Source organism: uncultured Bradyrhizobium sp. (genome assembly GCF_936928535.1).
In the GTDB taxonomy this organism is placed as follows: domain Bacteria; phylum Pseudomonadota; class Alphaproteobacteria; order Rhizobiales; family Xanthobacteraceae; genus Bradyrhizobium.
Window position 1 is genome coordinate 61884 of the sequence record NZ_CAKZHY010000053.1, and the last position, 24188, is coordinate 86071.

The 24188-nt window shown below is 64.6% G+C and carries 25 protein-coding genes and 2 pseudogenes; 15 read left to right on the forward strand and 12 right to left on the reverse strand.

The window, feature by feature from the left end; all coding sequences use genetic code 11:
• The first annotated feature begins 48 nt into the window (after nt 1-48).
• From Q0687_RS06735 to Q0687_RS06750, 4 genes are read left to right on the forward strand one after another with little or no spacing between them, the layout of a single operon-like run.
• On the forward strand, nt 49-1290 hold the full coding sequence (locus Q0687_RS06735) for a toxic anion resistance protein (protein ID WP_298873704.1): 1242 nt from the start codon (nt 49-51) through the stop codon (nt 1288-1290).
• Nucleotides 1287-1670 (forward strand): hypothetical protein, encoded by a 384-nt coding sequence (locus tag Q0687_RS06740; RefSeq protein WP_298873706.1) that lies wholly within the window; start codon nt 1287-1289, stop codon nt 1668-1670. Before Q0687_RS06735 ends, Q0687_RS06740 begins: the two co-directional genes overlap by 4 nt.
• A gap of 1 nt (nt 1671) precedes the next feature.
• On the forward strand, nt 1672-2595 hold the full coding sequence (locus tag Q0687_RS06745; protein ID WP_298873708.1) for a heavy metal-binding domain-containing protein: 924 nt from the start codon (nt 1672-1674) through the stop codon (nt 2593-2595).
• 1 nt (nt 2596) lies between these two features.
• Nucleotides 2597-3412 carry a heavy metal-binding domain-containing protein gene (locus tag Q0687_RS06750; protein WP_298873710.1) on the forward strand — a complete coding sequence of 272 codons (816 nt, stop codon included), beginning with the start codon at nt 2597-2599 and terminating at the stop codon, nt 3410-3412.
• Nucleotides 3413-3585: 173 nt separating this feature from the next.
• Here Q0687_RS06750 and Q0687_RS06755 read toward each other — a convergent pair whose 3' ends face one another.
• Nucleotides 3586-7077 (reverse strand): indolepyruvate ferredoxin oxidoreductase family protein, encoded by a 3492-nt coding sequence (locus Q0687_RS06755; protein ID WP_298873712.1) that lies wholly within the window; start codon nt 7075-7077, stop codon nt 3586-3588.
• A gap of 282 nt (nt 7078-7359) precedes the next feature.
• On the opposite strand from Q0687_RS06755, the gene Q0687_RS06760 reads away from it, so the two are divergent.
• On the forward strand, nt 7360-8571 hold the full coding sequence (locus Q0687_RS06760) for a cytochrome c (protein ID WP_298873715.1): 1212 nt from the start codon (nt 7360-7362) through the stop codon (nt 8569-8571).
• 118 nt (nt 8572-8689) lie between these two features.
• Here the strand turns inward: Q0687_RS06760 and Q0687_RS06765 are convergent, their stop codons facing one another.
• Nucleotides 8690-9334, reverse strand: coding sequence for a trimeric intracellular cation channel family protein (locus Q0687_RS06765; RefSeq protein ID WP_298873717.1), 645 nt, complete (start codon nt 9332-9334; stop codon nt 8690-8692).
• 164 nt (nt 9335-9498) lie between these two features.
• On the opposite strand from Q0687_RS06765, the gene Q0687_RS06770 reads away from it, so the two are divergent.
• Complete coding sequence (locus Q0687_RS06770) at nt 9499-9924, forward strand: hypothetical protein (protein WP_298873719.1); 426 nt, start codon at nt 9499-9501, stop codon at nt 9922-9924.
• A 60-nt stretch (nt 9925-9984) separates the two neighbouring features.
• Here Q0687_RS06770 and Q0687_RS06775 read toward each other — a convergent pair whose 3' ends face one another.
• The 3 genes and pseudogenes from Q0687_RS06775 to Q0687_RS06785 form a co-directional block, all read right to left on the reverse strand.
• A complete protein-coding gene (locus Q0687_RS06775) occupies nt 9985-10794 on the reverse strand; it encodes an isocitrate lyase/phosphoenolpyruvate mutase family protein (protein ID WP_298873721.1) in 810 nt (269 codons plus the stop codon).
• Between the two features lie 51 nt (nt 10795-10845).
• Nucleotides 10846-11192 (reverse strand): annotated as a pseudogene (locus Q0687_RS06780) (antibiotic biosynthesis monooxygenase).
• Between the two features lie 74 nt (nt 11193-11266).
• Nucleotides 11267-11575 (reverse strand): NIPSNAP family protein, encoded by a 309-nt coding sequence (locus Q0687_RS06785; protein ID WP_298873723.1) that lies wholly within the window; start codon nt 11573-11575, stop codon nt 11267-11269.
• A gap of 168 nt (nt 11576-11743) precedes the next feature.
• On the opposite strand from Q0687_RS06785, the gene Q0687_RS06790 reads away from it, so the two are divergent.
• From Q0687_RS06790 to Q0687_RS06800, 3 genes are all read left to right on the forward strand, one after another.
• Entirely contained in the window at nt 11744-12442 is a 699-nt protein-coding gene (locus Q0687_RS06790) for an ArsR family transcriptional regulator (protein ID WP_298873725.1), read from the forward strand.
• 194 nt (nt 12443-12636) lie between these two features.
• Nucleotides 12637-13644, forward strand: a complete 1008-nt coding sequence (locus Q0687_RS06795; protein ID WP_298873727.1) for an alpha/beta hydrolase — start codon at nt 12637-12639, stop codon at nt 13642-13644.
• Nucleotides 13645-13839: 195 nt separating this feature from the next.
• Nucleotides 13840-14085, forward strand: a complete 246-nt coding sequence (locus tag Q0687_RS06800) for a hypothetical protein (protein WP_128966804.1) — start codon at nt 13840-13842, stop codon at nt 14083-14085.
• Between the two features lie 117 nt (nt 14086-14202).
• Here Q0687_RS06800 and Q0687_RS06805 read toward each other — a convergent pair whose 3' ends face one another.
• Nucleotides 14203-14496, reverse strand: a complete 294-nt coding sequence (locus Q0687_RS06805; protein ID WP_298873732.1) for a twin-arginine translocation signal domain-containing protein — start codon at nt 14494-14496, stop codon at nt 14203-14205.
• 177 nt (nt 14497-14673) lie between these two features.
• On the opposite strand from Q0687_RS06805, the pseudogene Q0687_RS06810 reads away from it, so the two are divergent.
• Together Q0687_RS06810 and Q0687_RS06815 are read left to right on the forward strand one after the other, a co-directional pair.
• Nucleotides 14674-15326, forward strand: a pseudogene (locus Q0687_RS06810) (glutathione S-transferase family protein).
• A gap of 106 nt (nt 15327-15432) precedes the next feature.
• Entirely contained in the window at nt 15433-15585 is a 153-nt protein-coding gene (locus tag Q0687_RS06815; RefSeq protein WP_298873734.1) for a hypothetical protein, read from the forward strand.
• 9 nt (nt 15586-15594) lie between these two features.
• On the opposite strand, the gene Q0687_RS06820 is transcribed toward Q0687_RS06815, so the two are convergent.
• Both Q0687_RS06820 and Q0687_RS06825 read right to left on the reverse strand, forming a co-directional pair.
• The gene (locus Q0687_RS06820; protein WP_298873736.1) at nt 15595-15942 is read right to left on the reverse strand and encodes a hypothetical protein; all 348 of its coding nucleotides are present in this window, start codon (nt 15940-15942) and stop codon (nt 15595-15597) included.
• 110 nt (nt 15943-16052) lie between these two features.
• Nucleotides 16053-17585: an acyl-CoA carboxylase subunit beta gene (locus tag Q0687_RS06825; protein WP_027549225.1), complete on the reverse strand. Its 1533-nt coding sequence runs from the start codon at nt 17583-17585 to the stop codon at nt 16053-16055.
• Nucleotides 17586-17729: 144 nt separating this feature from the next.
• Here Q0687_RS06825 and Q0687_RS06830 point away from each other — a divergent pair, with 144 nt between their 5' ends.
• The 3 genes from Q0687_RS06830 to Q0687_RS06840 all read left to right on the forward strand — a co-directional run bounded on the left by Q0687_RS06830 (nt 17730) and on the right by Q0687_RS06840 (nt 19950).
• Nucleotides 17730-18134 carry a DUF4260 domain-containing protein gene (locus tag Q0687_RS06830; protein WP_298873743.1) on the forward strand — a complete coding sequence of 135 codons (405 nt, stop codon included), beginning with the start codon at nt 17730-17732 and terminating at the stop codon, nt 18132-18134.
• Nucleotides 18135-18290: 156 nt separating this feature from the next.
• Nucleotides 18291-18887, forward strand: coding sequence for a hypothetical protein (locus tag Q0687_RS06835; protein WP_298873761.1), 597 nt, complete (start codon nt 18291-18293; stop codon nt 18885-18887).
• A 70-nt stretch (nt 18888-18957) separates the two neighbouring features.
• The gene (locus Q0687_RS06840) at nt 18958-19950 is read left to right on the forward strand and encodes a dienelactone hydrolase family protein (RefSeq protein WP_298873745.1); all 993 of its coding nucleotides are present in this window, start codon (nt 18958-18960) and stop codon (nt 19948-19950) included.
• A gap of 188 nt (nt 19951-20138) precedes the next feature.
• Here Q0687_RS06840 and Q0687_RS06845 read toward each other — a convergent pair whose 3' ends face one another.
• From Q0687_RS06845 to Q0687_RS06855, 3 genes are read right to left on the reverse strand one after another with little or no spacing between them, the layout of a single operon-like run.
• Nucleotides 20139-20402, reverse strand: a complete 264-nt coding sequence (locus tag Q0687_RS06845; RefSeq protein WP_092294186.1) for an EscU/YscU/HrcU family type III secretion system export apparatus switch protein — start codon at nt 20400-20402, stop codon at nt 20139-20141.
• Nucleotides 20399-22042, reverse strand: a complete 1644-nt coding sequence (locus tag Q0687_RS06850; protein WP_298873752.1) for a flagellar hook-length control protein FliK — start codon at nt 22040-22042, stop codon at nt 20399-20401. Before Q0687_RS06850 ends, Q0687_RS06845 begins: the two co-directional genes overlap by 4 nt.
• 55 nt (nt 22043-22097) lie before the next feature.
• Nucleotides 22098-22892 carry an ATP12 family protein gene (locus Q0687_RS06855; RefSeq protein WP_298873754.1) on the reverse strand — a complete coding sequence of 265 codons (795 nt, stop codon included), beginning with the start codon at nt 22890-22892 and terminating at the stop codon, nt 22098-22100.
• 75 nt (nt 22893-22967) lie between these two features.
• On the opposite strand from Q0687_RS06855, the gene Q0687_RS06860 reads away from it, so the two are divergent.
• On the forward strand, nt 22968-23414 hold the full coding sequence (locus tag Q0687_RS06860; RefSeq protein ID WP_298873756.1) for a hypothetical protein: 447 nt from the start codon (nt 22968-22970) through the stop codon (nt 23412-23414).
• A 159-nt stretch (nt 23415-23573) separates the two neighbouring features.
• On the opposite strand, the gene Q0687_RS06865 is transcribed toward Q0687_RS06860, so the two are convergent.
• Nucleotides 23574-24188, reverse strand: a 615-nt coding sequence (locus Q0687_RS06865) for an RluA family pseudouridine synthase (RefSeq protein WP_298873757.1), incomplete at its 5' end; no start/stop codon positions are given.

Sequence of the window (24188 nt, forward strand, 5' to 3'; positions counted from 1 at the left end):
GCTCCGTTTGCCCGACCGGGAGATACGGAGCGATCGGTGGAGCTAAGAATGCCCGATAACAAGCCGACCGCCCCTCTCGACCTCTCCGTCTTTGATCTCGATCCACCACCGGCGCAAGTGCCGGCCGCCGTCGCTCCAGCCCCGCAGCCTTTGACCACGACGGACCCGCGCTTGATGCCGGAACCCGCACCTGAACGTCTGGTCGAAATCGCCAATCTCAGCGCGGCTGATCTAGCCGCGGCAGAGGCCTCGGCTGCGAAGGTGGATTTTCGGAACACCACCACCCTGCTGGCGCATGGCGACGGCGCGCTGGCTGCGATCGCCCAGACCTCGCGCCAATTGTTGACCGGCGTCCGGCTCGAGGACGCCGGCGAGGTCGGACGCATCGCCGCAAGCGTCATCGACGGCGTCAACATCCTGCGCATTCAGGACCTCCAGGCCGAAGCCAGGGGCGATCAGCCGGTCGCCCGCAAAGGTTTGCTCGGCAAGCTGATCGGCGCGGTTGCCGAGGCCCGCACCGCGTTCAGCGGATTTTTGGAGAACCGCAAGCAATTCCTCGACCTGATGGATGCCGAACAGGCCAAGGCCCGTAAGACCAAGGCGGACCTGACCGTCGCCGTCCAGCTGCTCGACCAGCAGGCGCTGGCAGTGCGCCAAAGCCTCAACGACCTGAAGATCGAAATCGCGGCCGGCCAGATTGCGCTCGACCGCGGCCAGGCCGAGCTGGAAGCGCTGCGGCAGCATGCGGTTGGGACTGGCGATGCCACCGACGCCGCCGATGTGATGGAGTTTCGATCGGCGGTGGCGAACTTCCGCGGCAAGATCGCCGAGATGCGCGAAAATCTCGTCGCCTCCGCCATGCTGATCCCGATCATCGGCCAGAACAAGAAGGCCGCCGAAACCCGGATCATGAAAATATCGAACGGGATGCTGGTGGTGATCCCGCGCCTGATGGCGGTGGCAAGCCAGGCGGTGGTGCAGGTCGATATCGCGAGAGCTGCCTACGAATCCGAGAAGCTGGACGAAGCGGCACGGCAAATAACCATCCTGGCCTCGAAGGGCGCGCATGACGCCGCGACCAGCGCGGCGCGGAGCCTCGGTGGCGATCAGCGCAACATCGACGTGCTGGCGCAAGTCGCGGACGAAGCGATCCAGACCATGCACGAAGTCATCGCGATCGAGCGGGAGGTCGCCTCCGGCGACCGCGACCGCGAGGCCAAGCTGACGGCGATCCGCGATCGGCTGGTGCAGGGCATGCAGGGCGTCAACGCCGCGGCGGTGCAGCGGTGACCGAGAACGTCAATTTCGACATCCAGGCTGCGTGGCTGCGCCGGTTCAAATCGGATGCCGAGAGCAATCTGCGCGCTTTCGCGCTCAGGCTCAAGGAAGCCCTGCCGGAGTTGGTGACGGTTCACGAAAGCCGCGGTCTTTTCTCCCGCAGCGTGAAGACCAAGGGCGTCTCGGTCGAGCTCGGCGAGAAGCGATACAATCTCGAGATCGACGGCGGCCGGCTGAAGGCCAGCATTGCCATGGTCGTCCATGGCGTCGTGCTCAACACCAAGAGCGTCGAGCCCGCCGAATGGTTCGCGCGGTTGGCCGAGGAAACCAGGAAAGCCAGCGACTATGCGCGGGCTCTGAGCGGATCGCTCGGCGACTTCATGGCGAGCTGAGATGGGCATCTTCGACATCTTCAAGAGACCGGATGCGGAAACCATCGCTCGGCAAGCCGCTCATGACGAGCGCGTCGCCGACATCCAGGACTCCCTTCAACGCCGAGAAGTGCCGAAAGCCATCAAGGAACGGTTGGAGGGCGCGCGTAGCGGACGCCGGCCGTGGACCGCCACGCTGACGCCGGCCGAATTGCTCGTCACGCGCTCGCACGGCTTGCGGCCGATCGCGGCGATCTCGGCGACCTGCTGGCTGCACTACGGCTGGTCATGGACCGAAGGCCACGCCGAAGGCTGGCATACGGCGCTGCGCCGCTTGAAAGAGGAGGCATGGACCGCCGGCGCCAACGCGGTCCTCGATGTCAAGATGCGCACAATCCCGCTCGGCATCGACAACAGCATGGATTTCACGCTGTCCGGCACCGCGGTCCGCGTCGAAGGATTGCCGCAAAGCGACGACCCGATCGTTGCCACCATCCCTGCCCTCGAATTCGTCAAATTGCTGGAAGCCGACGTAGTGCCGACCGGCCTTGCGATCGGCGCCTATTACGAATGGCTGAATGACTGGCTGAACAACACGAATCTGACGTGGATGGGCAATATCGAGTCCGCGCGGCTGAGCGAGCTGTGGCAGCACGTTCGCCAGCGGGCTCATCAGGAGCTGCGAACCAACGCGCGCCCGCAAGGTAACGGGGTGCTGGCGCATCTCAATTTCAGCGAGATGTTCGAGCGCGAAGGACAGAACGATCGCAAGCAGTACCTCGCCCGCCACATCGTCGTGGCGACGACGGTCGACGCCAGGCCGGGCGCCGCAATTCCGCATGAGGTGCGCATGGTCGTGGACATGCACGACGGCCGCACGCCGCTGGTCGGCACCACGCCGCATCACCAATCCTACCAGTCCAATGAATCCGAGGGAGCCATTTGACATGACCGACGAGATGCCGGCACACGCCAGGGACCGCCTCAAGGGTTTGCGCAGCTCGGCCCATTCGACTGGAATCTTCACCTCCGATTTCTCGGTCAACGAGTTTTTGCTGGTGCGCAAGGCCGGGTTCGAGCCGATCGGCCTGTGCGTCGGCAGCTGCGTCTACCATGTCGGCATACAATATCGCAGCTGGAGCAAGAACCAGGAGCTCGATGTCCTGTCCAAGGCGATGTATCACGCGCGCGAGCTGGCGATGAGCCGGATGCGGGCGGAGGCGACCGCCATGGGCGCGGACGGCATCGTCGGCGTCAAGCTGACGATCAAGCGACTGGAATGGGACGAGCATCTGCTCGAATTCATCGCCATCGGCACCGGCGTCGTGCATGGCGAGGGTCATCCCGGATTCCGCGCGCATGACGGCGGCCCCTTCACCTCCGACCTGTCGGGTCAGGATTTCTGGTCGCTGCTGCATTCCGGCTACCGTCCGGTCGAGATGGTGATGGGAAGCTGCGTCTATCACGTCGCCCATCGCGGCATCCTGGCGGGCCTCGGCAGCATCGGTCAGAACGTCGAGCTCGAGAACTACACTTTGGCGATGTACGAGGCGCGCGAAATCGCCATCGACCGGATGCAATACGAGGCCGAGGCCGCGCATGCCGAAGGCGTCGTCGGGGTCGAGATCCACGAAGGCAGCCATGGCTGGCAGACCCATGTGATCGAGTTCTTCGCGATCGGAACGGCCGTGCTGCCGCTCGCCCAGGAGATCGCGCCTGAGGCGATCGCCGATCCGGTCATGGTGCTGTCGGTGAACGATTGAGGTGCGGTAACGGAACGTAGGTCCGTAGGGTGGGTTAGCACTGCAGATGCGCGAAGCGCATCTGCTCGGCGTAACCCACCTCTTTATTCTCCACCCAGAGGCGAATGGTGGGTTACGCCGAGCGGTTCGCGCTTCGCGCAATCCGCTACGCTAACCCACCCTACGAGACCTCCCTACTCCGCTGCGATCTGCCTTGGCGCCGGCGGCGGGCTCGCTAGATCAGCCGCAAGCTGGGCGTAGCGGGCCTTGGCGTCCGCGACGGCCTTCTCCTTCACCGGGCCGTAGCCGCGGATGCGATCGGGCAGCGACAAGAGCTCGACCGACGTGTCGATCGTCACCGGCGACAGCAGGCCGAGCACGGTGGCGACGTCCTTTTCGTAGCCGACGATCAGGTCGCGCTCGAGCTTGCGGTCGGCGCTGCGGCCGAAAATGTCGAGCGGGGTGCCGCGCAGGAATTTGAGCTTCGCCAGCACACCGAACACCTTCAGCATCCACGGGCCGAAGGCGCGCTTCTTCGGGCGTCCCAACGCGTCGACACCGGACGCCAGGATCGGCGGGGCCAGGTTGAAGCTGAAGGTGTAATCACCCTCGAACTGGTCATGGAGCTGTTTTGCGAAGGCGCCGTCGGTGAACAGACGCGCGACCTCGTACTCGTCCTTGTAAGCGAGCAGTTTTGCGTAGTTGATCGCGACGGCGCGCGGCAGCGCTTCGCCGTAGCCGCCCTTCGCCGCGGCCTCGCGGACCTGGTCGACCAGCTTGCGGTAACGCTTTGCGAGGCGGCCGTTTTGATAAGCGGTGAGATGCTTGGCGCGATGCTCGATGATCTCGTCGAGCGTCATGGCGTCCAGCGTCTTGGGCGCTGCGACTTCATCCGTCCCCTTCAGCATCTCGGCGAGGCGCGCGGGATCGGTGACCGCGAGGCGGCCAAGACGGAAGGCTTCCTTGTTCATCTTGATCGAGACGCCGTTGACCTCGATCGCCTGCTCGATCGATTCAGCCGACAGCGGGAACAGCCCCTTCTGATAGGCATAGCCCATCATCATCATGTTGGTGGCGATGCTATCGCCGAGCAGCTGCTCGGCCGGCTTGGTGAAGTCGAAGAACACGGAGTCCTTGTGCAGCGCCGTTTCCAAAAGACCATTCAGCTTGCGGGTCTGGAAATTGAAGTCGCGGTTGAGCACGAAATCCGCAGTCGGAATGACGTGGCTGTTGATGATGCCGCGGGTGCGGGTTGAGTCGCACAGCGAGATCGTGTCCTTGGCGACCGCGACCACCTCGTCGGCGGCAAGCACGACATCGGCCGTGCCGGTAACGATGCGCGAGCACGTGACCTCAGCCGGGTGATCCGACAGGCGGACATGGCTGAGCACCGCGCCACCCTTCTGCGCAAGACCCGACATGTCGAGGATCATCGAGGCCTTGCCCTCGATATGGGCGGCCATGCCGAGCAGCGCGCCGATGGTGAGCACGCCGGTGCCGCCAACGCCGCCGACCGCGATGTTGTAGGGCTTGTCCAGCGTCGGCTTTGAAGCGGGCTCGGCGATCGCGCCGATATCGCCAAGATCAGCCGGGGCACGATGGCGCGGCTTGCCGCCATCCACGGTGACGAAGGACGGGCAAAAACCCTTCAGGCAGGAATAGTCCTTGTTGCAGGACGACTGGTTGATGGCGCGCTTGCGGCCGAACTCGGTCTCCAGCGGCTCCACCGAGATGCAGTTCGACTGCACCGAGCAGTCGCCGCAGCCTTCGCAGACGGCCGGATTGATCATGACGCGGCGCGCCGGATCCTCCATCAGGCCGCGCTTGCGGCGCCGGCGCTTCTCGGCGGCACAGGTCTGCACGAAGACGATGGCCGAGGTGCCCTTGTACTCGCGGCACATCTTCATGACGTTCTGGAGCTCGTCGCGATGATAGAGCTTCACGCCGGGCGCGATGCTGTCGGACGGGTATGAATCGGGGTTTTCCGAGACCAGGTAGATCTCGCGGATGCCTTCGGCGTGGAGCTGGAAGGTGATCTGCTGCGGCGAGAGATCGCCGTCATGGCGCTGGCCGCCGGTCATCGCGACGGCGTCGTTGTAGAGGATCTTGTAGGTGATGTTGGTCTTGGAGGCGACCGCCTGGCGGATGGCAAGAAGCCCCGAGTGGAAATAGGTGCCGTCGCCGAGGTTTGCGAAAATGTGGTTCTCGTTGGTGAAGGGTGCAATGCCGACCCACGGCACGCCCTCGCCGCCCATATGCGTGAACGTCTCGGTCGAGCGATCCATCCACAGCGCCATGAAATGGCAGCCGATGCCGGCCAGCGCACGGCTGCCTTCGGGGACCTTGGTGGATGTGTTGTGGGGACAGCCTGAGCAGAAATACGGAGTGCGGGAGACAGGCGCCGTCGGGATCATCTGCGACGCCTGGCGGCCGTTGAACCAGTCGGCCTTGGCGCGGAGCATGTCCGCAATCTCGGGGTTGAGATTAAGTCGAAGCAGGCGTTCGGTGAGCGAGGTCGCAAGCGAGGCGACGCTGAGCTCGGCGGCGAACGTCAGGAAGCGCTTGTCATGCTCGTCCATCTTGCCGACGATGCGCGGGCGGACGTCGTCGCGCCAGTTGAACAGCACCTGCTTGACCTGGTTCTCGACGATCTCGCGGCGCTCCTCGACGATGAAGATTTCTTCAAGGCCGACAGCGAATTCATGCACGCCTTCCGGCTCCAGCGGCCAGGGCATGCCGATCTTGTAGAGGCGGAGGCCGATTCTGGCGGCGACCTCCTCGGTGACGCCGAGCTCGCGCAGCGCCTGGCGGACGTCCTCATAGCTCTTGCCCGAGGCCATGATGCCGAAACGGGCGTTCGGCGAATCCATGGTGACGCGGTTGACCTTGTTGGCGCGGGCAAAGGCGATCGCGGCAAAGCCCTTGTAGTCCTGCAAGCGGCGATCCTGCTCGAAACGGTCGTCCGGCCAGCGCAGATTGAGCCCGCCGGGCGGCAGTTCGAAATCCGGCGGGATGATGAAGGGCTTCATCTCATCGGTCAGGTCGATCTCGGCGGTGGTCTCAACCGTTTCCGTGATCACCTTCATGCCGACCCAGCAGCCCGAGTAGCGCGACATCGCGATGCCGAGCAGGCCCATCTCGATCATCTCGTGGATGCTCGAGGGATAGAGATAGGGCATCAAGGCCGACATGAAGGCATGGTCGGACTGATGCGGGACCGTCGAGGATTTGGCGCCGTGATCGTCGCCGGCGAGGCACAGCACGCCGCCGTTCTTGGCCGAGCCGGCGGCATTGCCGTGGCGGAAGACGTCGCCGCAGCGGTCGACGCCGGGGCCCTTGCCGTACCAGATGCCGACCACGCCGTCATACTTCGCGCCGGGCGAGAGGTTGAGCTGCTGCGAGCCCCAGACGGCGGTGGCCGCCAGGTCCTCGTTCACGCCGGGCTGGAATTTGATGTTGTACTGCTCGAGATGTTTTCGCGCGGCGAAAAGCTGCTGGTCGTAGCCGCCAAGCGGCGAGCCGCGATAGCCGGAAATGAAGCCCGCGGTGTTCAGGCCGGCGGCGCGGTCGCGGCGAATCTGCGCCATGGGCAGGCGGACCAGCGCCTGAATGCCCGTCGTGAAGATATGGCCGGTGTCCTGGGTGTATTTCTGATCGAGACTGATCGGACCCTGGTTGATGCCCATTCTTGTCCTCTTCCGCCCTTTTGAGCGTTTGGCTGCTTAAGCCGTTGCCTGCCCGTTGTTTTTAGCTAGGGCGCGCCGACCATCTCCGCCACTCTATGTCGGATATTTAACGCGGCGCATCACAAATCTGGCCCTTCCGGGGCGACGGCAAAAAAACGCAATTTCGTGGCCGGAAAGACATTGGCGATTTTCGATTTGTGTCACCATACCCCCGCTGTCGCGAAACGACATGACGTCGCGATATTCAGGCACTCGACGAGAGATCGCAGGAGAAGGCTTTCGATGCGGACGATTCTGGCTGTTGCTCTGTTGTGCAGTGCGGTTGCGAAGGCCGCTCTTGCCGCCGAGCCGTCGCCCGAGCTGATCGCCTACGGCAAGACGCTGGTCGAGGCCGGCGACTGCGCGGGCTGCCACACCGCCGATCCCGGCAAGCCTTTCGCCGGGGGCAAGCGCATCGACACGCCTTTCGGTGCGATCTACGCGCCGAACCTGACCCCGGACCGCGACACCGGCATCGGCGCCTGGAACGACGCCGATTTCACCCGCGCCCTGCGCTACGGCACCGCGCCTGATGGATCGCTTTACTATCCGGCCTTCCCCTACCCCTACTTCACGAAGATGACCAAGGACGACACGCTGGCGATCCGCGCCTATCTCGGCACGCTGGCGCCTGTTATCAGCCGCAACAAGCCGCCGGAGCTGCACTGGCCCCTCAACTATCGCTTCCTGATGCGCGGCTGGAACCTGCTGTTCTTCACGCCGGGCCTGTTCGAGCCGGACCAGAGCAAGAGCGCAGCATGGAATAGAGGCGGCTATCTCGTCACCGGCCCCGGCCATTGCGGCGCCTGCCACACGCCGAAGAACGCTTTCGGCGCGGACAAGAGCGCGCAGGCGCTGACCGGCAGCGAACTCGACGGCTGGTACGCGCCGCGGCTCGACGGCGCCGCGCGCAGCGGGCTGCAATCGTGGAGCGCCGAGGACATCACGGAGTATCTCCAGAGTGGCCGCAACGCGAAGAGCCATGCCGGCGGTCCCATGGCCGAGGTGATCGTCAATTCGACCTCGAAGATGAGCGATGCTGATGTGCGCGCGATCGCGGTGTATCTGAAGAGCCAGCCGCCGGCGCGCCGCGAGACCATCGTGACGCCGCCCGAGGAAGCCGAGATGAAAGCGGGCCAGGCGGTCTACGCAAAGTTCTGCATCGCTTGCCATGAGGCCGACGGCTCCGGCGCGCCGCGCATCTATCCGCCGTTGCCGGGCAATGCGCTGCTGCAATCCATCAACCCCTCCTCGACCTTGCGCGTCGTCCTCGACGGCGCCCACACCGTGACGACCCCACGGGCGCCGAACACCGGCGAGATGCCCGGCTATGCCAAGCAATTGTCGGACGAGGAGATCGCGGCGGTCGTGAACTACATCCGCAATTCCTGGGGCAATGCCGGCCCGCTGGTGACGCCGGCCCAAGTGGCGAAGGCGCGCGGGCAAGAGCCTTAGTGGTCGTCATGCCAGGGCTTGTCCCGGGCATCCACGTTCTTCGTGTCGCGAGCAAGACGTGGATGGCCGGGTCAAGCCCGGCCACGACGCCGCGGAAACTGGAGGGCGAACAAAACCCCTACTTCTCCCCATCCTCCGTGAACACAAATTTCGGCATCTCCCATTTGTAACGCACCGCGAGCAGGCGGAAACTGATGCCGAGGGCAAAGGTCAAGATGGTCCAGAGCTCGGCGTTGAGCTTCAGACCGAAGGCGGTGGCGTAGAACAATCCTGTCACCACCGAGACGCTGGCGTAGAGCTCGGAGCGAAACAGCAGCGGCACATCGTTGCAGAGCACATCGCGGAGCACGCCGCCGGCGCACCCCGTCACCATGCCCGAGACGATGACGATCGACAGCGAGGCGTCCATCTGCCAGGCGACGTCGCAGCCGGCCATGGTGAAGACGACGAGGCCGATGGCATCGAGCACGATGAAGGCGACTTTCAGCCTGTGCACGAGCCGCGCCATCAGAATCGTGAGGAACGCCGCGCCGCCGGCGAGAGCGAGATAAATGGGATTCTGGACCCAGGCCAGCGGATAGTGCCCGAGAAAGAGATCGCGCAGCGTGCCGCCACCGAGTGCGGTGATGCAGCCGAGGAAGCAGACGCCCAACCAATCCATGCTGCGGCGGCCAGCGGCAAGCGCGGCTGTCATGCCCTGCGCGGCCACGGCAACCAACGAGAGGAAATGCAGCACACTATCGCTCGGCGGCAGGCTCCACATCGCCTTGTTCCCCTTCGCTCACCAGTGGAACCGCGCCCGGTTCCAAAATGAACAGGTTCCCGATTCCGCGCCCGAGAGCAACATGCGACGAAAGCATAATGCGCGCGGAACAGAATCTCGCAGCTGAGGGTTGTCAGATCGCAATCAACGAGGAGACCCAATCGATGGCTGACGACCGTTTTCCCAACGATCCGTACCGCCCGAACCTCGCCGACGATGAGTATCTTCGCTCGGCGCGCCGGGACGCTGACCTTCAGGCTGATCCCGAGCTCGGCGAAGGGCCCGCCTCCAGCGGCAAGGTCGCACTGTTCGCGGTGGCGATCGCCCTGGTGCTCGGCGCCGTGTTCTATGGCTTGAACAATACCAGCACCGGCAACCAGGCGAGCAATACGCCTGCGACACAAACCGCGCAGCAGACGGCTCCGGCCAACCCCGCTGCGCCTCCCGGCATGCGTGACGTGACGCCGCGTAACAACACGGCGCCCGGCGTGACCACGGGTGCTGCGCCGAGCAAGCCGGCGGCTCCGGCCGATACGCCTGCCGCCAAGCCGGCGCCTGACACGCAGACGCCGTCTAACGGCGCGAAGTAACGATTTGCAACACAATACGACAGCGGCGGGATCGAAAGGTCCCGCCGCTTTGCTTTGGCTCTAGCCGAACATCTTGTTGAGCTCGCCGCCGGGATAGCCGTTGGCAAGCTCGCTGAACGTCCCCTTCTCTGCCATCTCCTTCGCCGCGCGCATGAAGCCGCCCCATGCCGCGCGGCCAAGCGAGCCACCGACGCTGATGCGGCGCACGCCGAGATCCTCGGCTTCCTTCAGCGAAAGATTGGAAAATCCGGTCAAGAGATTAAACGGCTTGGGTGCGACAGCTTTCACCACGGCCGCGATGTCCTCGCGCGTCTTCAGGCCCGGCGCATAGAGGCAATCAGCACCGGCATCGGCGTAGGCAGTGAGCCGATCGATGACGAGCTTGAGATCGGTCACGCCCCACAAGTAGGCCTCGCAGCGGCCGACCAGCAACGTGTTGCTGTCGCCGATCGCCTTGCGCGAGGCCTTGATACGCTCGACCGCCAGTGCGCGATCATAGAGCGGGTTGTGCTTGTCGCCGGTGGAGTCCTCGATCGACAAGCCCGCGACGCCGGTGCGCACACCGCGCTCGACATTTTCGGCGACCTTCTCAGGTTCGACGGCAAAGCCGCCCTCAAAATCCGCATTCACGGGGATGTCGACCGACGAGCTCAATGCTGCCAGATGCTGACAGACTTCATCCACGGTGACGCGGTTGTCGGCCTTGCCGATGGTCCAGGCAAAGCCCGCGCTCGACGAGGCAATTGCCTTGAAACCGAGATGCTGCAAGGCTTTCGCGGTGCCGACATCGACCGGATTGGGCAGGATGAAGCAGCCGCTCTCGTGCATCTTCCTGAACGTCGCGCGCTTGTCCGCTGTCGTCACATGCATGTTTCTCTCCCTTGTTGGCCGCGCAGACATAGGCACGCAGAAAGGCGACTGCTAGTGCGCATCGTGCACCGCGCGGCTGTCTTTCGGCGCCTGCTCGCGATCGGTCATGCCGTAGTCCCTGATAACGCTGGCAATGCGCAGGTGATAATCGGCGAAGATGCCCTGCCCTTGGCCTGGGTGCGGCGGTGCTCCATCGTGTTGCGCCAGGCCTGCACGGCGGCCTCATCGCGCCAGAATGACAGCGACAACACCTTGCCCTTCTCGGTCAGGCTTTCGAACCGCTCGACCGAGATGAAGCCGTCGATAGTCTGCAGGATCGGCTTGAGATCGGCCGCGAGGTCGAAATAGTCCTGGCGATAGTCCGGCTTGGGCCAGACCTCGAAGATCACGGCGATCATGGGCGTCTCCTCTTATCTGAGCATGATCTTTTCCGGAAAACCGCGTTGCACTTTTCCGGATCATGCTGGATGGCCTACACTACCACCTTGCGCAGGAAGGTGCGCTCTTCGACGAGGATGAATTTGTTGTCCTCGGCGAAATGAAAATTCGCCATGCCGTCGGCGTCCTGCCGCAGCCGCGCGCGGTAGGCCTCGTAGGCAGCGAGGCTCTCGAAGGTGATCAGTGCGAAGGCGATGTTGTTGGTGCCCTCATGCGGCATGAAATAGCCGATCAGGTCGCCGCCGCATGTCGGGATGACGGTCAGCCAGCGCTTCGAATATTCCTCGAACTGCGCGCGCTTGAAAGGATCGAACTGATAGCGGATGAAGACGGTGACGGACATGATGAGACTCCTGTGCTTCCACATCGTCATTGCGAGCGCACCGAAGCAATCCAGGAATCCCTCCGCGGGGACAGTCTGGATCGCTTCGTCGCAAGGGCTCCTCGCAATGACGAACTGGTGAGACGCTACGCCCTTGCCGGACTACAATGCTTCGGCTACCATCGAAGCATGAAATCGGGACCCGACATCGCCATGGTCGCCTCGCTGGTCGGCGACCCCGCCCGCGCCAACATGCTCACGGCGCTGATGAACGGCCGCGCGCTCACGGCAAGCGAGCTAGCGCAGGAAGCGGGCATCACGCCGCAGACCGCGAGCTCGCACCTTGCAAAACTCGAGGCCGGCGGGCTGGTCGAGCCGGAAAAGCAGGGCCGCCACCGCTATTATCGCCTCACCGACGACGACGTCGCCGGCGTGCTCGAGGGACTTGCGGGCCTTGCCGCACGCACCGGCCACATGCGCGTGCGCACTGGGCCGAAGGATCCGGCGCTGCGCCGTGCGCGGATCTGCTACGACCACCTCGCGGGCGATCTCGGCGTGCAGATGCTCGACACCATGCGTGAGCGCAATCTGGTCAAGCAGAAGAAGCAGGACATCGAGCTGACGACCGAGGGCGAACGCTTCCTTGCAAAACATTTGCAGATATCGCCCGACATGCTCAGCCATCCGCGCCGCCCGGTCTGCAAGGCCTGCCTCGACTGGAGCGAGCGGCGACATCATCTCGCCGGCACGCTGGGCGCCGCGATGATGCAGCGTTTTGCCGAGCTGAAATGGGCCGCGCGCGATGCCACCCCCGGCAGCCGCGTGGTGAATTTCACCCGCACCGGCGAGAAGCAGTTCGCGGCACTGTTCGGCAACGGCAAGGATTGATCACGCGCCTCGCGTGACGGCACACGATTGCGTGTGAACGCCCGCTCTCGTCATGACCGGGCTTGACCCTGATATCCACGCGCTTATGGCCACGTCGTTCCGGGGCGATGCAGAGCATCGAACCCGGAATCTCGAGATTCCGGATTCGCGCTGCGCGCGCCCCGGATTGACGGTGAAACAAATCAGAGACCCCTATGATCCGCATCTTGCCTGCCGCCCTCGCCGCCACCCTGCTCACTTTCCCGCTCACCGTCTGCGCTGCGGACGCGCCCCAGCGTGAGCCCTACGGCATCGCGCTCGAAGGCTTTGCCTATCCCTATCCCGTGCATCTGCTGCCTGTCGTCAATGACGGCGAACAGCTCAGCATGGCCTATATGGACGTGACATCTGCGCAGCCGAACGGCCGCACCGTGGTGCTGCTGCATGGGCGCAATTTCCCGTCGAGCTACTGGGCTGATGTCATCAAGATGCTGAGCGAGGCCGGTTATCGCGTGGTGGTGCCGGACCAGATCGGCTTCGGCAAATCCTCCAAGCCCATGGGCGAGCTGCATTTCGACAATCTGGCGCGCAACACCATCGCCCTGCTCGACCACCTCAAGATCGACAAGGCCGACATCGTCGCGCATTCGCTTGGCGGCATGCTGGGCGTGCGCATCGCCCGCGCCTACCCTGATCGCGTCGCGCACCTGGTCCTGACGGCGCCGATCGGCCTCGAAGACTACCGCCTCTACGTGCCGCCGACGCCGACCGAGAAGATGATCGAGACCGAGGACAAGCTCACGGCCGACGGCTACCGCAAGCAGCTCCAGACCAACTACGCGATCAAGTTGCCGCCTGAGGCGATCACGCCGTTCATCGACGCGCGCTTCAACATCAGGGGCAGCCCCGACTATCCGCGCTGGCTGCGCGCTTTCGTCTCTTCAGGCCAGATGATCTATCGCGAGCCGGTCGCGCACGAGATCGCTGAGATCACCGAGCCGACGCTGTTCATCATGGGCGCCGACGACCACAACGCACCAGGCCGGCCGAATGCACCGGAAGCGTTGCGCGCAAAGATGGGGCAGAATGCCGAGCTCGCAAAGGCGTTTGCTGCGAAGATGCCAAATGCACGCGCCGAGATCATTCCGGACACCGGTCACCTCGTCTTCCTGGAGGCGCCGGAGCGGTACAAGGAGTTGGTGCTGGGTTTTCTCGGTCGCTAGCGACGCCAAATTGTCGCTCCAGGCAGCACGCGGGGAATGTTCATGCCGCATTCAGGTCATGATTGGCAGGTTTGGATCGCGTCGCGCCGACATGCCGCAAGAATTAACGTGTCGAATCGTATGGTTTGATTGATTGTGCGCCGCAAGCGCCGAGCCCCCCAAAGACTTGCCCCCGAGGACGAGAAGGAAGATCAAATGAAATACCTGTTTGCCGCCGTGATGCTCGCCAGTGCGGTCGTCGGCTTCAGCGAGGCGGCCAGCGCCGCCGGTGGTTGCGGCCCGGGCTGGTACCGCGGGCCCTATGGCGGCTGCCGTCCGATGCGCGGTCCGGTCGTCGTCGCGCCGGGCCCGGTCGTGGTCGCCCCGCCTGTCGTCGTGGTGCGTCCGCGCGTGTGCCCCTATGGCTTCCGCTGGTACGCCGGCCGCTGCCGTCCGTTCTGATCTCTCGTAGTTTCGAATTGGCCGCGCGGGATTTCCTGCGCGGCCATTTTTGTTGAAAGGCTCAAACCAAAAGGGGACCGCAATCGCGGTCCCCTTTTTTTAGTCCAGGCGCGGGCGCTACCAGTGACGCCAGTGGCGACGGTGCCAGCGACGGCGCCAACCCCAATGACGGTGACGCCAGCCCCAGTGCCGGCGATGCCAATGGCCGTGACCCCAGCGCACCTGCTCGGGCTTGAGCTGGGCTGCTTCCTCGCTGGTGGTGACGGCGGGATGAGCGTCCGGATTGGCTGATGGCATGCTGCCATTTCCCAGCACCTGGGGCGCCAGCGGGGCGGCCTGGGCCGCAGCGGTGAACGCGGCAGCTCCCGCCGCTATTCCGAATGCTACTTTCAAAAAGTTCCGGCGCTCCATGACGTATCCTCTGATTCATCGCTGAAGTGATGCAGAGGAAGTGTCGTGGCGGTGACATGAACTGGCGCTGAATCCCGCGTTCAGGTTCATCACGATGGTGACGCAGAAAAAATCATCGCCCTCTGTCGGAACGCATCGGCCTCATCCGTCCTCTGCCAGACAGCACGGAGACACAGCATGGCCGACCTCACCTTGACCACCTACGACTGGGTTCCCCCGCCGCCGCGCGGCTATGTGCGCGACCTCAGGGTGCGCTGGGCGCTGGAAGAGGCAGCCCTGCCCTATCGCGTCGTCAGCACGCCGTTCGACGATCGTGAGCCTGCGCATCTCGCCCACCAGCCGTTCGGCCAGGTGCCGTGGCTCACCGATGGCGATATCTCGATCTTCGAGAGCGGCGCGATCCTGCTGCATCTGGGCCAGCGCAACGCCGAACTGATGCCGTCAGATCCGCGCGGCCGTAACGAAGCGACGGAATGGCTGTTTGCCGCCCTCAATTCGGTGGAGATGGCGAGCCTGCCCTGGACGATGTCGAAGTTCATGAAACATCCGACCGACACCGCGGCGTGGAAGTTCGTGGACGACTTCCTCAAGCTCCGCCTCAAGCGTCTCGAGCCGGTGTTAGCGGGCCGCGAATGGCTGGCGGCACCTTCTCGGTCGCCGACATCATGATGTCGGATGTGCTGCGCATCGTCGACGATTTCGACGGCCTCTCGGACAGCCCCGCCTGCGGCGCCTACGTCGCGCGGGCCACGGGGCGTCCGGCTTTCGCAAAGGCGCGCGAAGACCAGATGGCGCATTTCGCTGCGGCGGATAAGGCGCACGGGATGTGACCCACCGCACATCATTAAGGCGGTGTTAGCCATAGGCTCACGGCCGCTGGAACGAAGCAATTTGCCTCAAATTATCGCCTAAAGTTCTTCTGGCGGAAGGTGACACATGGCCCGCATAGACTATCTCAGAGAGCAAGTAGCCCGCGCCGAGCGCCTGGCGAAGGCGATCCTCGACCGGCAAACCGCGGAACGGCTTCAGGCCTTCGCCGCCGAATGCCGCGCGGAGTTGCAGGTGCTGGCCGTCAAGACTGCCGCATGAGGCAGCGCACTACACCAGCTTCATCGGCGTATCGGTGACCACACGCAAATCGATCGTGCCGATCAGCGCAGCGCGGCGCGCCTCGGCCGCCCCGATCGCCTCGTCCGTCTGCCGCAACGTGCTGATGTTCGAGCCAAGCGAGACGATGCCGCCGAGCACCAGTGCGATCGCGCCGAGCGCGGCGGTCTGACCAAATCCAAACAGCCCGAGGATGGTGACGAGGAGCAGCGCCGCACCGCTGCCGATCGCGATCTTGGACGCCAGGATGTACTTCCGGCACCGCTCGGCGATCTCGGCAAGCCGCTCGATCCGATCCTCGATATCGGAGATTTCGTCGGTCGGATCGTCTGAGGTCATCGGATTGAGCACACCGATTGTAGGGCGGATTAGGCGCAGCCGTAATCCGCCGCGTGCATCGTCGAAAAAAAGATGGCGGATTACGCTTCGCTAATCCGCCCTTCGCTCGCTCACAACGGCAAATTGTCGTGCTTCTTCGCCGGCGCTTCCACCTTCTTGTCCTTCAGCATCGCCAGCGCCCGCGCGATCCGCTTGCGGGTCGAGTGCGGCATGATGACGTCGTCGATGTAGCCGCGTTCGGCGGCGATGAACGGTGACAGGAAGCGGTCTTCGTATTCCTTGGTGCGCGCGGCGATCTTGTCGGGGTCGCCGATGTCACTGCGGAAGATGATCTCGACCGCGCCCTTGGCGCCCATCACGGCGATCTGGGCGGTGGGCCAGGCGTAGTTCATGTCGGCGCCGATCTCCTTGGACGCCATGACGTCGAAGGCGCCGCCATAGGCCTTGCGGGTGATGATGGTGACCAGCGGCACGGTGCACTGCGAGTACGCGAACAACAGCTTGGCGCCGTGTTTGATCAGGCCGCCATATTCCTGCGCGGTGCCCGGCAGGAAGCCCGGCACGTCGACGAAGGTGACGATCGGGATGTTGAAAGCGTCGCAGAATCGGACGAAGCGCGCGGCCTTGCGAGACGCATCAGAGTCGAGCACGCCGGCCAGCACCATCGGCTGGTTTGCGACGAAGCCGACGGTGCGGCCGGCAATGCGCCCGAAGCCGGTGACGATGTTCTTGGCGAAAGACTCCGCGATCTCGAAGAAGTCGCCCTCGTCCACGACCTTCAGGATCAGCTCCTTCATGTCGTAGGGCTTGTTCGGATTGTCGGGGATCAGCGTATCGAGCGACATGTCGACACGGCCGATGTCGTCGAAGCTCGGCCATTCCGGCACGCCGTCGGTGTTGTTCGACGGCAGGAAATCGATCAGGCGACGCATCTGCAGCAGCGTCTCGACGTCGTTCTCGAAGGCGCCGTCGGCAATCGAGGAGCGCGTGGCGTGCACCGAGGCGCCGCCGAGCTCTTCGGCGGTGACGACCTCGTTGGTGACGGTCTTCACCACGTCGGGGCCGGTGACGAACATGTAGCTGGTGTTCTTCACCATGAAGATGAAGTCGGTCATCGCGGGCGAATAGACATCGCCGCCGGCGCAGGGGCCCATGATGACCGAGATCTGCGGGATCACGCCCGAGGCGAGCACGTTACGGCGGAACACGTAGGAATAGCCGGCGAGCGCGGCGACGCCTTCCTGGATGCGCGCGCCGCCCGCGTCATAAAGGCCGATGATGGGCGCCCGCGCCTTCATCGCCATGTCCTGCAGTTTCGTGATCTTCAGCGCGTGCGTTTCGGACAGGGAGCCTCCGAACACCGTAAAGTCCTTGGCGAAGACGAACGTCTTGCGGCCGTTGACGGTGCCCCACCCGGTGACGACGCCGTCGCCGGGGATCTTGTTCTTCTCCATGCCGAACTCGGTGGAGCGGTGCTCGACGAACATGTCGAACTCCTCGAACGATCCCTTGTCGAGCAGGAGCTCGATGCGCTCGCGTGCGGTCAGCTTGCCGCGGGCGTGCTGCGCCTCGATGCGCTTCTCGCCGCCACCGAGCTTTGCGCCGGCGCGACGGTCTTCAAGGGCGTCCAGGATATGTTTCATTTGCTCCCGCCAGTTCTTAAGCCTTAAGTGCTCGGGGTTCTAACACGGCATTTTGCGAGGCGGGAAGCGGCTTTCGGCGCCGCAGGGCTGCCTTGCCGCAGCGTGAAAGCGCAAGGAATTCCAAAGTATTGGCTGGAGGTGACCATGGACGAGAGGGCTGTTGAGGCAGGCGCGGTGACCGGCGGCGTCAGGATCCTGCTGCGGCTCGAGGGCCTCGCTCTGTTCGCCGCCATGACCGCGCTCTATGCGACCTGGGGCGGCTCCTGGTGGGTCTATGCCCTGCTCTTCCTGGTGCCGGATCTGAGTTTTCTGGCCTACCTGTCGGACGCCAAATTCGGCGCGATGATCTACAACGCCGTCCACAGCTACATGGCGCCGGTGACGCTGATGACGCTGGGTTTTGGCTTTGCTTCGCCCCTCACCCTCTCCATTGCCCTGATCTGGCTCGCCCATATCGGCATCGACCGGGCGCTGGGTTATGGCCTGAAATATTCCGCCGGGTTCGGCTTCACCCATCTGGGGCGGATCGGCCGGCAGAAGGACGCCTGACCTCCCGCGCGGACGGGAGAGCCACGATTTGCCCGCGCAGGTCGGTTGACCCGGCCGAGCGATTCAGGCTTGCTCCTGAGACGATCAGGCGCCGAATGTTGCGTGAGCTCAGTCGGTACGGCGGCGGTCATCACGTCCGGCTGCAAGCATCACCTCATGTCCGCCACGGTCGTTCCCCTGCCTCCGAACAGCGCGTCCGAGACCACCGATTTCCTGCGGCGCATGGCCAGCATGGTGTCGGGGCGGAACGGCGAGATGATGCTGCGCGCGGCGAGCCTGATCGAGTCGCTGACGCAGCGGGCGATGTCGGCCGAGCGGCTGTTTCACGACCAGCAGGAAGAGAGCAAGCGCCATGCCGAGCGGCATGAGGCCGCCGAGCTTGCCTCCGATGCCATGGCCAGCCAGATCACCGCACTGCGGGCGCAGCTCGCGGAGGTCACGACGGCCGCGGCCGCCGAGCGCGCCGCTTTCGACACCGAGCGCGGCAAGCTGCTGGGCCTGATGCAGGATGCGGATAGCCATATCGGCAAGCTCACCACCGAGCTCGAAACCTTACGCACCTCGGTCGACGCTTTCAACGAGACCGCGATCTCCGTGCCGATCGAGGTGCTGCGGCTGGCGCGGACGCAGTTCGACTATCTCTCCAGCGGATTTGCGCGCAAGGGCGACGTGATCTCGCAGGCGATGAGCGAGATCGGAGGCTTTGCCATCGATCAGGCGCTGACGGCGAAGAAGCCCGCCGACAAGACGTGAGACTGCCTCGCGCAAATTGACAGCGCGCATGCGCGTTGATCTACTTCCCGAAAATCATAGGGAGGATCCGATGCCGACGGCATTCCGCGCCGCGATGGTGCTCATTGCGCTCTGCGTTTCAAGCGGGCTTGCGAGCGCGCAATCGCTTCCCAAGGACGCCCCTGCCCGGACCGAGATCTTCGCGATCCCGTCACTCACCCTCTCCGACCAGCAATTTCTCAGCGGCGATGAAGCGGCCGGCAAGCCGGTGACTGTCGCCGGCGAATTCCGCGTGGCGCAGGGATCAGGCAAGATGCCGGTCGTGGTGCTGATGCACGGCTCTAGCGGCGTCGGCCCCACCACGGACGCCTGGGTGCACGAATTCAACGCCATGGGCATCTCGACCTTCGTGATCGACGGCTTCACCGGCCGCGGGCTGACCGTAACAGGACCGAACCAGGCCCTGCTCGGCCGGCTCAATCTGATCATCGACATCTACCGATCGCTGAAGATCCTGGCAAAGCATCCGCGCGTCGATCCTGACCGCATCGTGCTGATGGGATTTTCGCGCGGTGGCCAGGCGACGCTCTATGCGAGCCTCAACCGCTTCCACAAGCTCTGGAACAAGTCTGGCCTGCAGTTCGCGGCCTATATCCCGTTCTATCCGGACTGTTCGACGACCTATCAGACCGACACCGAGGTCGCGTCGCGCCCGATCCGCATCTTCCATGGCACGCCTGACGATTATAACCCGGTGAGGAGCTGCAAGGCCTTTGTCGAGCGGCTCAAGGCTGCGGGCCGCGACGTGGTGCTGACCGAATACCCCGACAGCGCGCACGGCTTTGACAGCGGGTTGCTCGGCGTCAGCACCGTCACCGTGTCGGCCAACGCGCAAACCGTGCGCAACTGCCATATCAAGGAAGGCGACGGCGGCGTGCTGATGAATGGCGATACCAACGCGCCCTTCACCTACAAGGATTCCTGCGTCGAGCTCAACCCGCATGTCGGCGGCAATCCGACGACAGCGGCGGAGTCGCGGAAAGCGGTCGTGGAATTTTTGCAGGCGTTGTTCAAGCTGGGATAGGCCCGTATAGCGCCGCATACTCCGTCATGGCGAGCGCAGCGCCGTAAGGTGGGCAAAGCTTCCGCCGTAGCTCGAAGAGCGGAGGCGGAAGCGTGCCCACCAATCGCGAAACGCGGAGAGAGATCGTGGGCACGGCGCTGTGCGCCTTTGCCGACCCTACGGCAGCGCGTGCGTGGCAGCGTTCTTGGCTACCGCGCGCGGCCCGACAGCCGCAGCACGAACACCAGCACTTCGGCCACCGCCTTGTAGAGATCCGGCGGGATTTCCTCGCCGAGCTCGACCTTGGAGAGCGCGCCGGCCAAAACCTCATTCTCCTCGATCGGAATGTCATGCGCCTTGGCGATCTCGACGATCTTGGCGCCGATCGTACCCTTGCCCTTGGCGACGACGACGGGCGCACCAGAGCCCTTCTCGTAGTGCAGCGCGATTGCGAGCTTGGAGTCCTCACTCATGTGGCGCGATCCAAAAAATGTCCGGCGCGCGCCGGCGCCGGCTGCGGCGGGGTGCCGTCGCGCACGATGATGTCGCCGGGCTTGAGCTCAGCCTTGGTCAGCGCCTGATTGAGCTCGCCGATGCCGGCGCGGAGCTGCTGCGCGGTCGCCGGCCGCTCGGCCCACATCCGCACAAAGGTCTTGTCGCCGTTCAGCGTGATCAGCGCGTGCACGGGACCTGATGGCTCGACATTGATCGTGAAGCGGGCGCGCCAGGCGCGCTTGGCGGGATCGGGCGTTTCGTTGCCGCCGTCGCGCGAGATCTCGAACTGCGCCATCGCGGTGCCCTGCGCCGTCGCAAACGGAATCTCGAAATTCCACTGCGGCGCGGTCGGGTCGCTGCGATGGCCACTGGCGTCGGTGCGATCGGGCAGCGAGGCCACCTGCAGCAGCGTCTGTCGCGCGATCGCCGCATCGGTGTCGTCGAGCAGGCGATGCACGGTCGTTGCAAGCGGCGTGTCGGGCACGAGCAACGGAGACGCGATGGATTGCGGCGCCGGCAGCGCGCCGCGGAACGGCGGTGGCGTCGTCATGCGCGCGGCTGTCTCGAAGACATGGCCGTCGGGAACGGCCCTGGTCGCACCGGGTACATTGCCGGTCAGGCGCGGCAGGTTTTGCGTGACCTCTTGCAGCAGGCTCGCGGCAAGGCCTGCCGACATGGTGGTGCGCGGCAGAACCGCCTCTGGCGTTTCACCGGCGACATTGGCCAGCATGGCAGCGGCCGGCGCAGTCTCGCGCGGCACTTGGACTGGCTGAGCAATCGCAGCACCTTGCGCCGGAAGCTCCGCATGCGCTGCTTCGCCCGCCAGCTGCGGCGCCGAAACTGCTGTCTGCTGAACGACCGATGTGCGGGGCGCAGGCGCTGTGCCCTGCGCTGCGACTTGTGGCGCGGCGGTCTCGAGCGTGCCCGACGTCGCCGCCAATGTCTGGCGCAGCACGAGCAGAGCGGCCTTCAAGTCCGGCACCGCGCCTGATTGCGGCGTTGCGCCTGCTGCAAGAGAAGCTTCCAGAAACAGGCCGGATTTCTGGAAGGCGGATTCGATATCACCGCCGTCCAGCGCAGTGTTGAGCGGCGTCTGCTGCGCCAGCACGTCCAGCACCGCCTGTTTCAGTCCGGCCGGCAGATTGCTACCTGATACGACCGACGCCAGATCGGCAAACAGCGGCGCCTGGCTGCCCTGTTTTGTCACGGCCTCCGCCGAGGCGGCGGTGACGGCGACCTGCTCCAGAGGTGTCAGCGTGTTGCGTGCCGCATTGACCGACGGCACCAGCGGCGGGCTGTCGACCAGCGACGCCGCGGTCGGCGTCAGCGTGACCTGGTCGGCGCTCGCCTCGCCTGCCCCGCCCACGACGGCAAGCCTGATGGTACCCTCGTTCTGGGACACCGCGAGCTGGAGATTCTGCCCTGGGGTCAGCGCCACCTCGGACATCACGTCCATCGAGAGGTTGGCGATGGCGATCCGCACCAGATTGTCGGCGAGCACGCTGACCACCCTGGCATCGACGACACTGCCGGCCTGAAGCACAAGATCCGGCGTTGCCGCATCAGCCACGGGGCTGGCGGCACTGACCGGAAGGATCGAGCTTATCGGTGTCACCATCTGAAGGGCCCGGAGAATGCTAATCCCACCCTAGGGCCCTGGCGTAAACCTCTCGTTAAGGACCTTCGGCGCCCTGCGGCTTCACGGCCGCCAAGACCGCCACGGCGGCGTCGAAATCGCGCAGGCGCGTGGCCCGGCGGGCGGCCGCCTCCTCGTCGACGCCCCATTGGTCGATGTTCCAGTCCTCATCGACATGGGCGGCGGCCCAGACCTGGTCGGCGTCGCGCATGCCATGGGCCAGGGCCAGCGCCAGCAGCGCCGAGCCGGTCAGGGTCGTCACCACGTGGAGGGCGGCCACGGACCATGGATCGCCAGGCAGCGCGCTGCGGGCAGCCCGGAGCGCCTCGTCCGGTTGCCTCACATGCATGATGCCCTCGGAGAGGATGAAATGCGCTCCCAGCGCCTCCGCGGCCCAGAACAGCACCGGGTCCCAATGCGCGGCCTCGCGGACGACCAGCCCCTCGGGGTGGCCGGCGCGATAGAACAGCAGGTCGGTCTCGAAGTATTTGGCGAGGTCGTCAGTGACGAGCTCGACGCGGTCGACCACGCCCTCGACCACGCTGTTGGCAATCCGCGTCAGCGGCATGGTCACGGGATCGATCGCCTCACCCTGCGCGGCCCATTCCGCGGCCACGGCATCGGCCAGCGCCCGCGCCGGGATCACCACCTGGCGGCCGGACGGCGTGCGGATCGGCTTGCCATCGAGCGTAATCGCAAAACCGCCCTCGGCTTCAGTGACGCCGGCCTCCGTGTAGAAGCGCTTGCGCAGCGGCGTCCGCGCGGAGGCGCGCGCCGATTCCCGCGGGTCCTGCGGGGCCTGGTTGGCGGCTTCTTCGAACAATTCGCGCATGTGAGTTTTCGGTCCCGGTCGCTGAGTGCTAGGCTTTTAAAGTAAGACCTGTGGCCGATAAAGCGAGCGGCGGGTATGAGGGAAATTGCGGGCATTGCGGCCCTGTTCGCCGGGCTTTGGCTAGCCGCGGCCGAGGCCGGCTTTCGCACCCCACAATCGCTGATCCGCAACGTCTATGCCTATTACGGCAACGGCGCGCCGGAGCTTTCGAAGGGTCTGCCGCGGGACGATGCCACGACCCGGCAATTCTTTGACCCCTCCTTGCGCAAAGCATGGTCCGCGCCGCGCAGCGAGCCCTATGATTTCCTGGTGCAGAGTCCGAGCTGGAAGCTCGGCCCTGTCACGATCGCGATCACCCGCAAGCAATACGACAAGACCTATGTCGCGGCGAACTTCGACAATCACGGCCGGAAAGTCGCGCTGAACTTTATCCTGGTCAACGGGCCGGAAGGCTGGCTGATCACTGACGTCGAGAGCCCGCATGACTCGTTGCGGATGTTTCTGGAGCAGTTTCGGAATTAGCCACCGCTGTCACGCCCCGCGAAGGCGGGGCATCCAGTACGCCGCGGCGGATCTGGTGAGAGCGAGCCTTTCAACGCCAGCCTCTGGGATACTGGATCGCCCGCCTTCGCGGGCGACGACACCTGAGAGCGAGGCAGACATCGCCTGCCTCATTCGCCCCTACTCCTCCGGCGCGTTCTCGATCGGGTCGAACCGGCTGGCGTCGAGCCCGAGCAGATTCCAGGACTGCTGCATATGCGGCGGCAGCGGCGCGGTCACCTTCAGGCGGCCGCCGTCCGGATGTGGAATATCGATCTTGCGGGCATGCAGATGCAGCCGCTTCTGGATGCCGCCCGGAAATGCCCAGTTCGGATCCTCGATGAAGTATTTGGGATCGCCGATGATCGGGTGTCCGATGTGGAGGGCGTGGACGCGCAGCTGGTGTGTACGTCCCGTATAAGGCTCCATCTCAAGCCAGGCGAGGTTCTGAGCGGCGGTCTCAAGGACGCGGTAGTAGGAAATGGCGTGATCGGCGCCGTCCTCGCCATGCTTGGCGGTGCGCATGCGGTCGCCATCCGGCGTCTGTTCCTTGACCAGCCAGGTCGATACCTTGCCCTCGGCCGGGCGCGGCACGCCCTTGACCAGCGCCCAATAGACCTTTTCCGTGTCGCGCTCGCGAAACGCAGCCGTGATCGCCTGCGCGGCGCCACGGGTGCGGGCCACGACCAGCACGCCGGACGTGTCGCGGTCGAGCCGGTGGCAGAGGCGGGGCTTTTCGCCGCGCGGGCTCGTCCA

What these genes read in the sequence shown, in the direction of transcription:
- Q0687_RS06735 (WP_298873704.1), top strand. Translation starts at nt 49, where the DNA reads ATGCCCGATAACAAGCCGACCGCCCCTCTCGACCTCTCCGTCTTTGAT.
- Q0687_RS06745 (WP_298873708.1), top strand. Translation starts at nt 1,672, where the DNA reads ATGGGCATCTTCGACATCTTCAAGAGACCGGATGCGGAAACCATCGCT.
- Q0687_RS06750 (WP_298873710.1), top strand. Translation starts at nt 2,597, where the DNA reads ATGACCGACGAGATGCCGGCACACGCCAGGGACCGCCTCAAGGGTTTG.
- Q0687_RS06755 (WP_298873712.1), bottom strand. Translation starts at nt 7,077, where the DNA reads ATGGGCATCAACCAGGGTCCGATCAGTCTCGATCAGAAATACACCCAG.
- Q0687_RS06760 (WP_298873715.1), top strand. Translation starts at nt 7,360, where the DNA reads ATGCGGACGATTCTGGCTGTTGCTCTGTTGTGCAGTGCGGTTGCGAAG.
- Q0687_RS06765 (WP_298873717.1), bottom strand. Translation starts at nt 9,334, where the DNA reads ATGTGGAGCCTGCCGCCGAGCGATAGTGTGCTGCATTTCCTCTCGTTG.
- Q0687_RS06770 (WP_298873719.1), top strand. Translation starts at nt 9,499, where the DNA reads ATGGCTGACGACCGTTTTCCCAACGATCCGTACCGCCCGAACCTCGCC.
- Q0687_RS06775 (WP_298873721.1), bottom strand. Translation starts at nt 10,794, where the DNA reads ATGCATGTGACGACAGCGGACAAGCGCGCGACGTTCAGGAAGATGCAC.
- Q0687_RS06785 (WP_298873723.1), bottom strand. Translation starts at nt 11,575, where the DNA reads ATGTCCGTCACCGTCTTCATCCGCTATCAGTTCGATCCTTTCAAGCGC.
- Q0687_RS06790 (WP_298873725.1), top strand. Translation starts at nt 11,744, where the DNA reads ATGAAATCGGGACCCGACATCGCCATGGTCGCCTCGCTGGTCGGCGAC.
- Q0687_RS06795 (WP_298873727.1), top strand. Translation starts at nt 12,637, where the DNA reads ATGATCCGCATCTTGCCTGCCGCCCTCGCCGCCACCCTGCTCACTTTC.
- Q0687_RS06800 (WP_128966804.1), top strand. Translation starts at nt 13,840, where the DNA reads ATGAAATACCTGTTTGCCGCCGTGATGCTCGCCAGTGCGGTCGTCGGC.
- Q0687_RS06805 (WP_298873732.1), bottom strand. Translation starts at nt 14,496, where the DNA reads ATGGAGCGCCGGAACTTTTTGAAAGTAGCATTCGGAATAGCGGCGGGA.
- Q0687_RS06815 (WP_298873734.1), top strand. Translation starts at nt 15,433, where the DNA reads ATGGCCCGCATAGACTATCTCAGAGAGCAAGTAGCCCGCGCCGAGCGC.
- Q0687_RS06820 (WP_298873736.1), bottom strand. Translation starts at nt 15,942, where the DNA reads ATGACCTCAGACGATCCGACCGACGAAATCTCCGATATCGAGGATCGG.
- Q0687_RS06825 (WP_027549225.1), bottom strand. Translation starts at nt 17,585, where the DNA reads ATGAAACATATCCTGGACGCCCTTGAAGACCGTCGCGCCGGCGCAAAG.
- Q0687_RS06830 (WP_298873743.1), top strand. Translation starts at nt 17,730, where the DNA reads ATGGACGAGAGGGCTGTTGAGGCAGGCGCGGTGACCGGCGGCGTCAGG.
- Q0687_RS06835 (WP_298873761.1), top strand. Translation starts at nt 18,291, where the DNA reads ATGTCCGCCACGGTCGTTCCCCTGCCTCCGAACAGCGCGTCCGAGACC.
- Q0687_RS06840 (WP_298873745.1), top strand. Translation starts at nt 18,958, where the DNA reads ATGCCGACGGCATTCCGCGCCGCGATGGTGCTCATTGCGCTCTGCGTT.
- Q0687_RS06845 (WP_092294186.1), bottom strand. Translation starts at nt 20,402, where the DNA reads ATGAGTGAGGACTCCAAGCTCGCAATCGCGCTGCACTACGAGAAGGGC.
- Q0687_RS06850 (WP_298873752.1), bottom strand. Translation starts at nt 22,042, where the DNA reads ATGGTGACACCGATAAGCTCGATCCTTCCGGTCAGTGCCGCCAGCCCC.
- Q0687_RS06855 (WP_298873754.1), bottom strand. Translation starts at nt 22,892, where the DNA reads ATGCGCGAATTGTTCGAAGAAGCCGCCAACCAGGCCCCGCAGGACCCG.
- Q0687_RS06860 (WP_298873756.1), top strand. Translation starts at nt 22,968, where the DNA reads ATGAGGGAAATTGCGGGCATTGCGGCCCTGTTCGCCGGGCTTTGGCTA.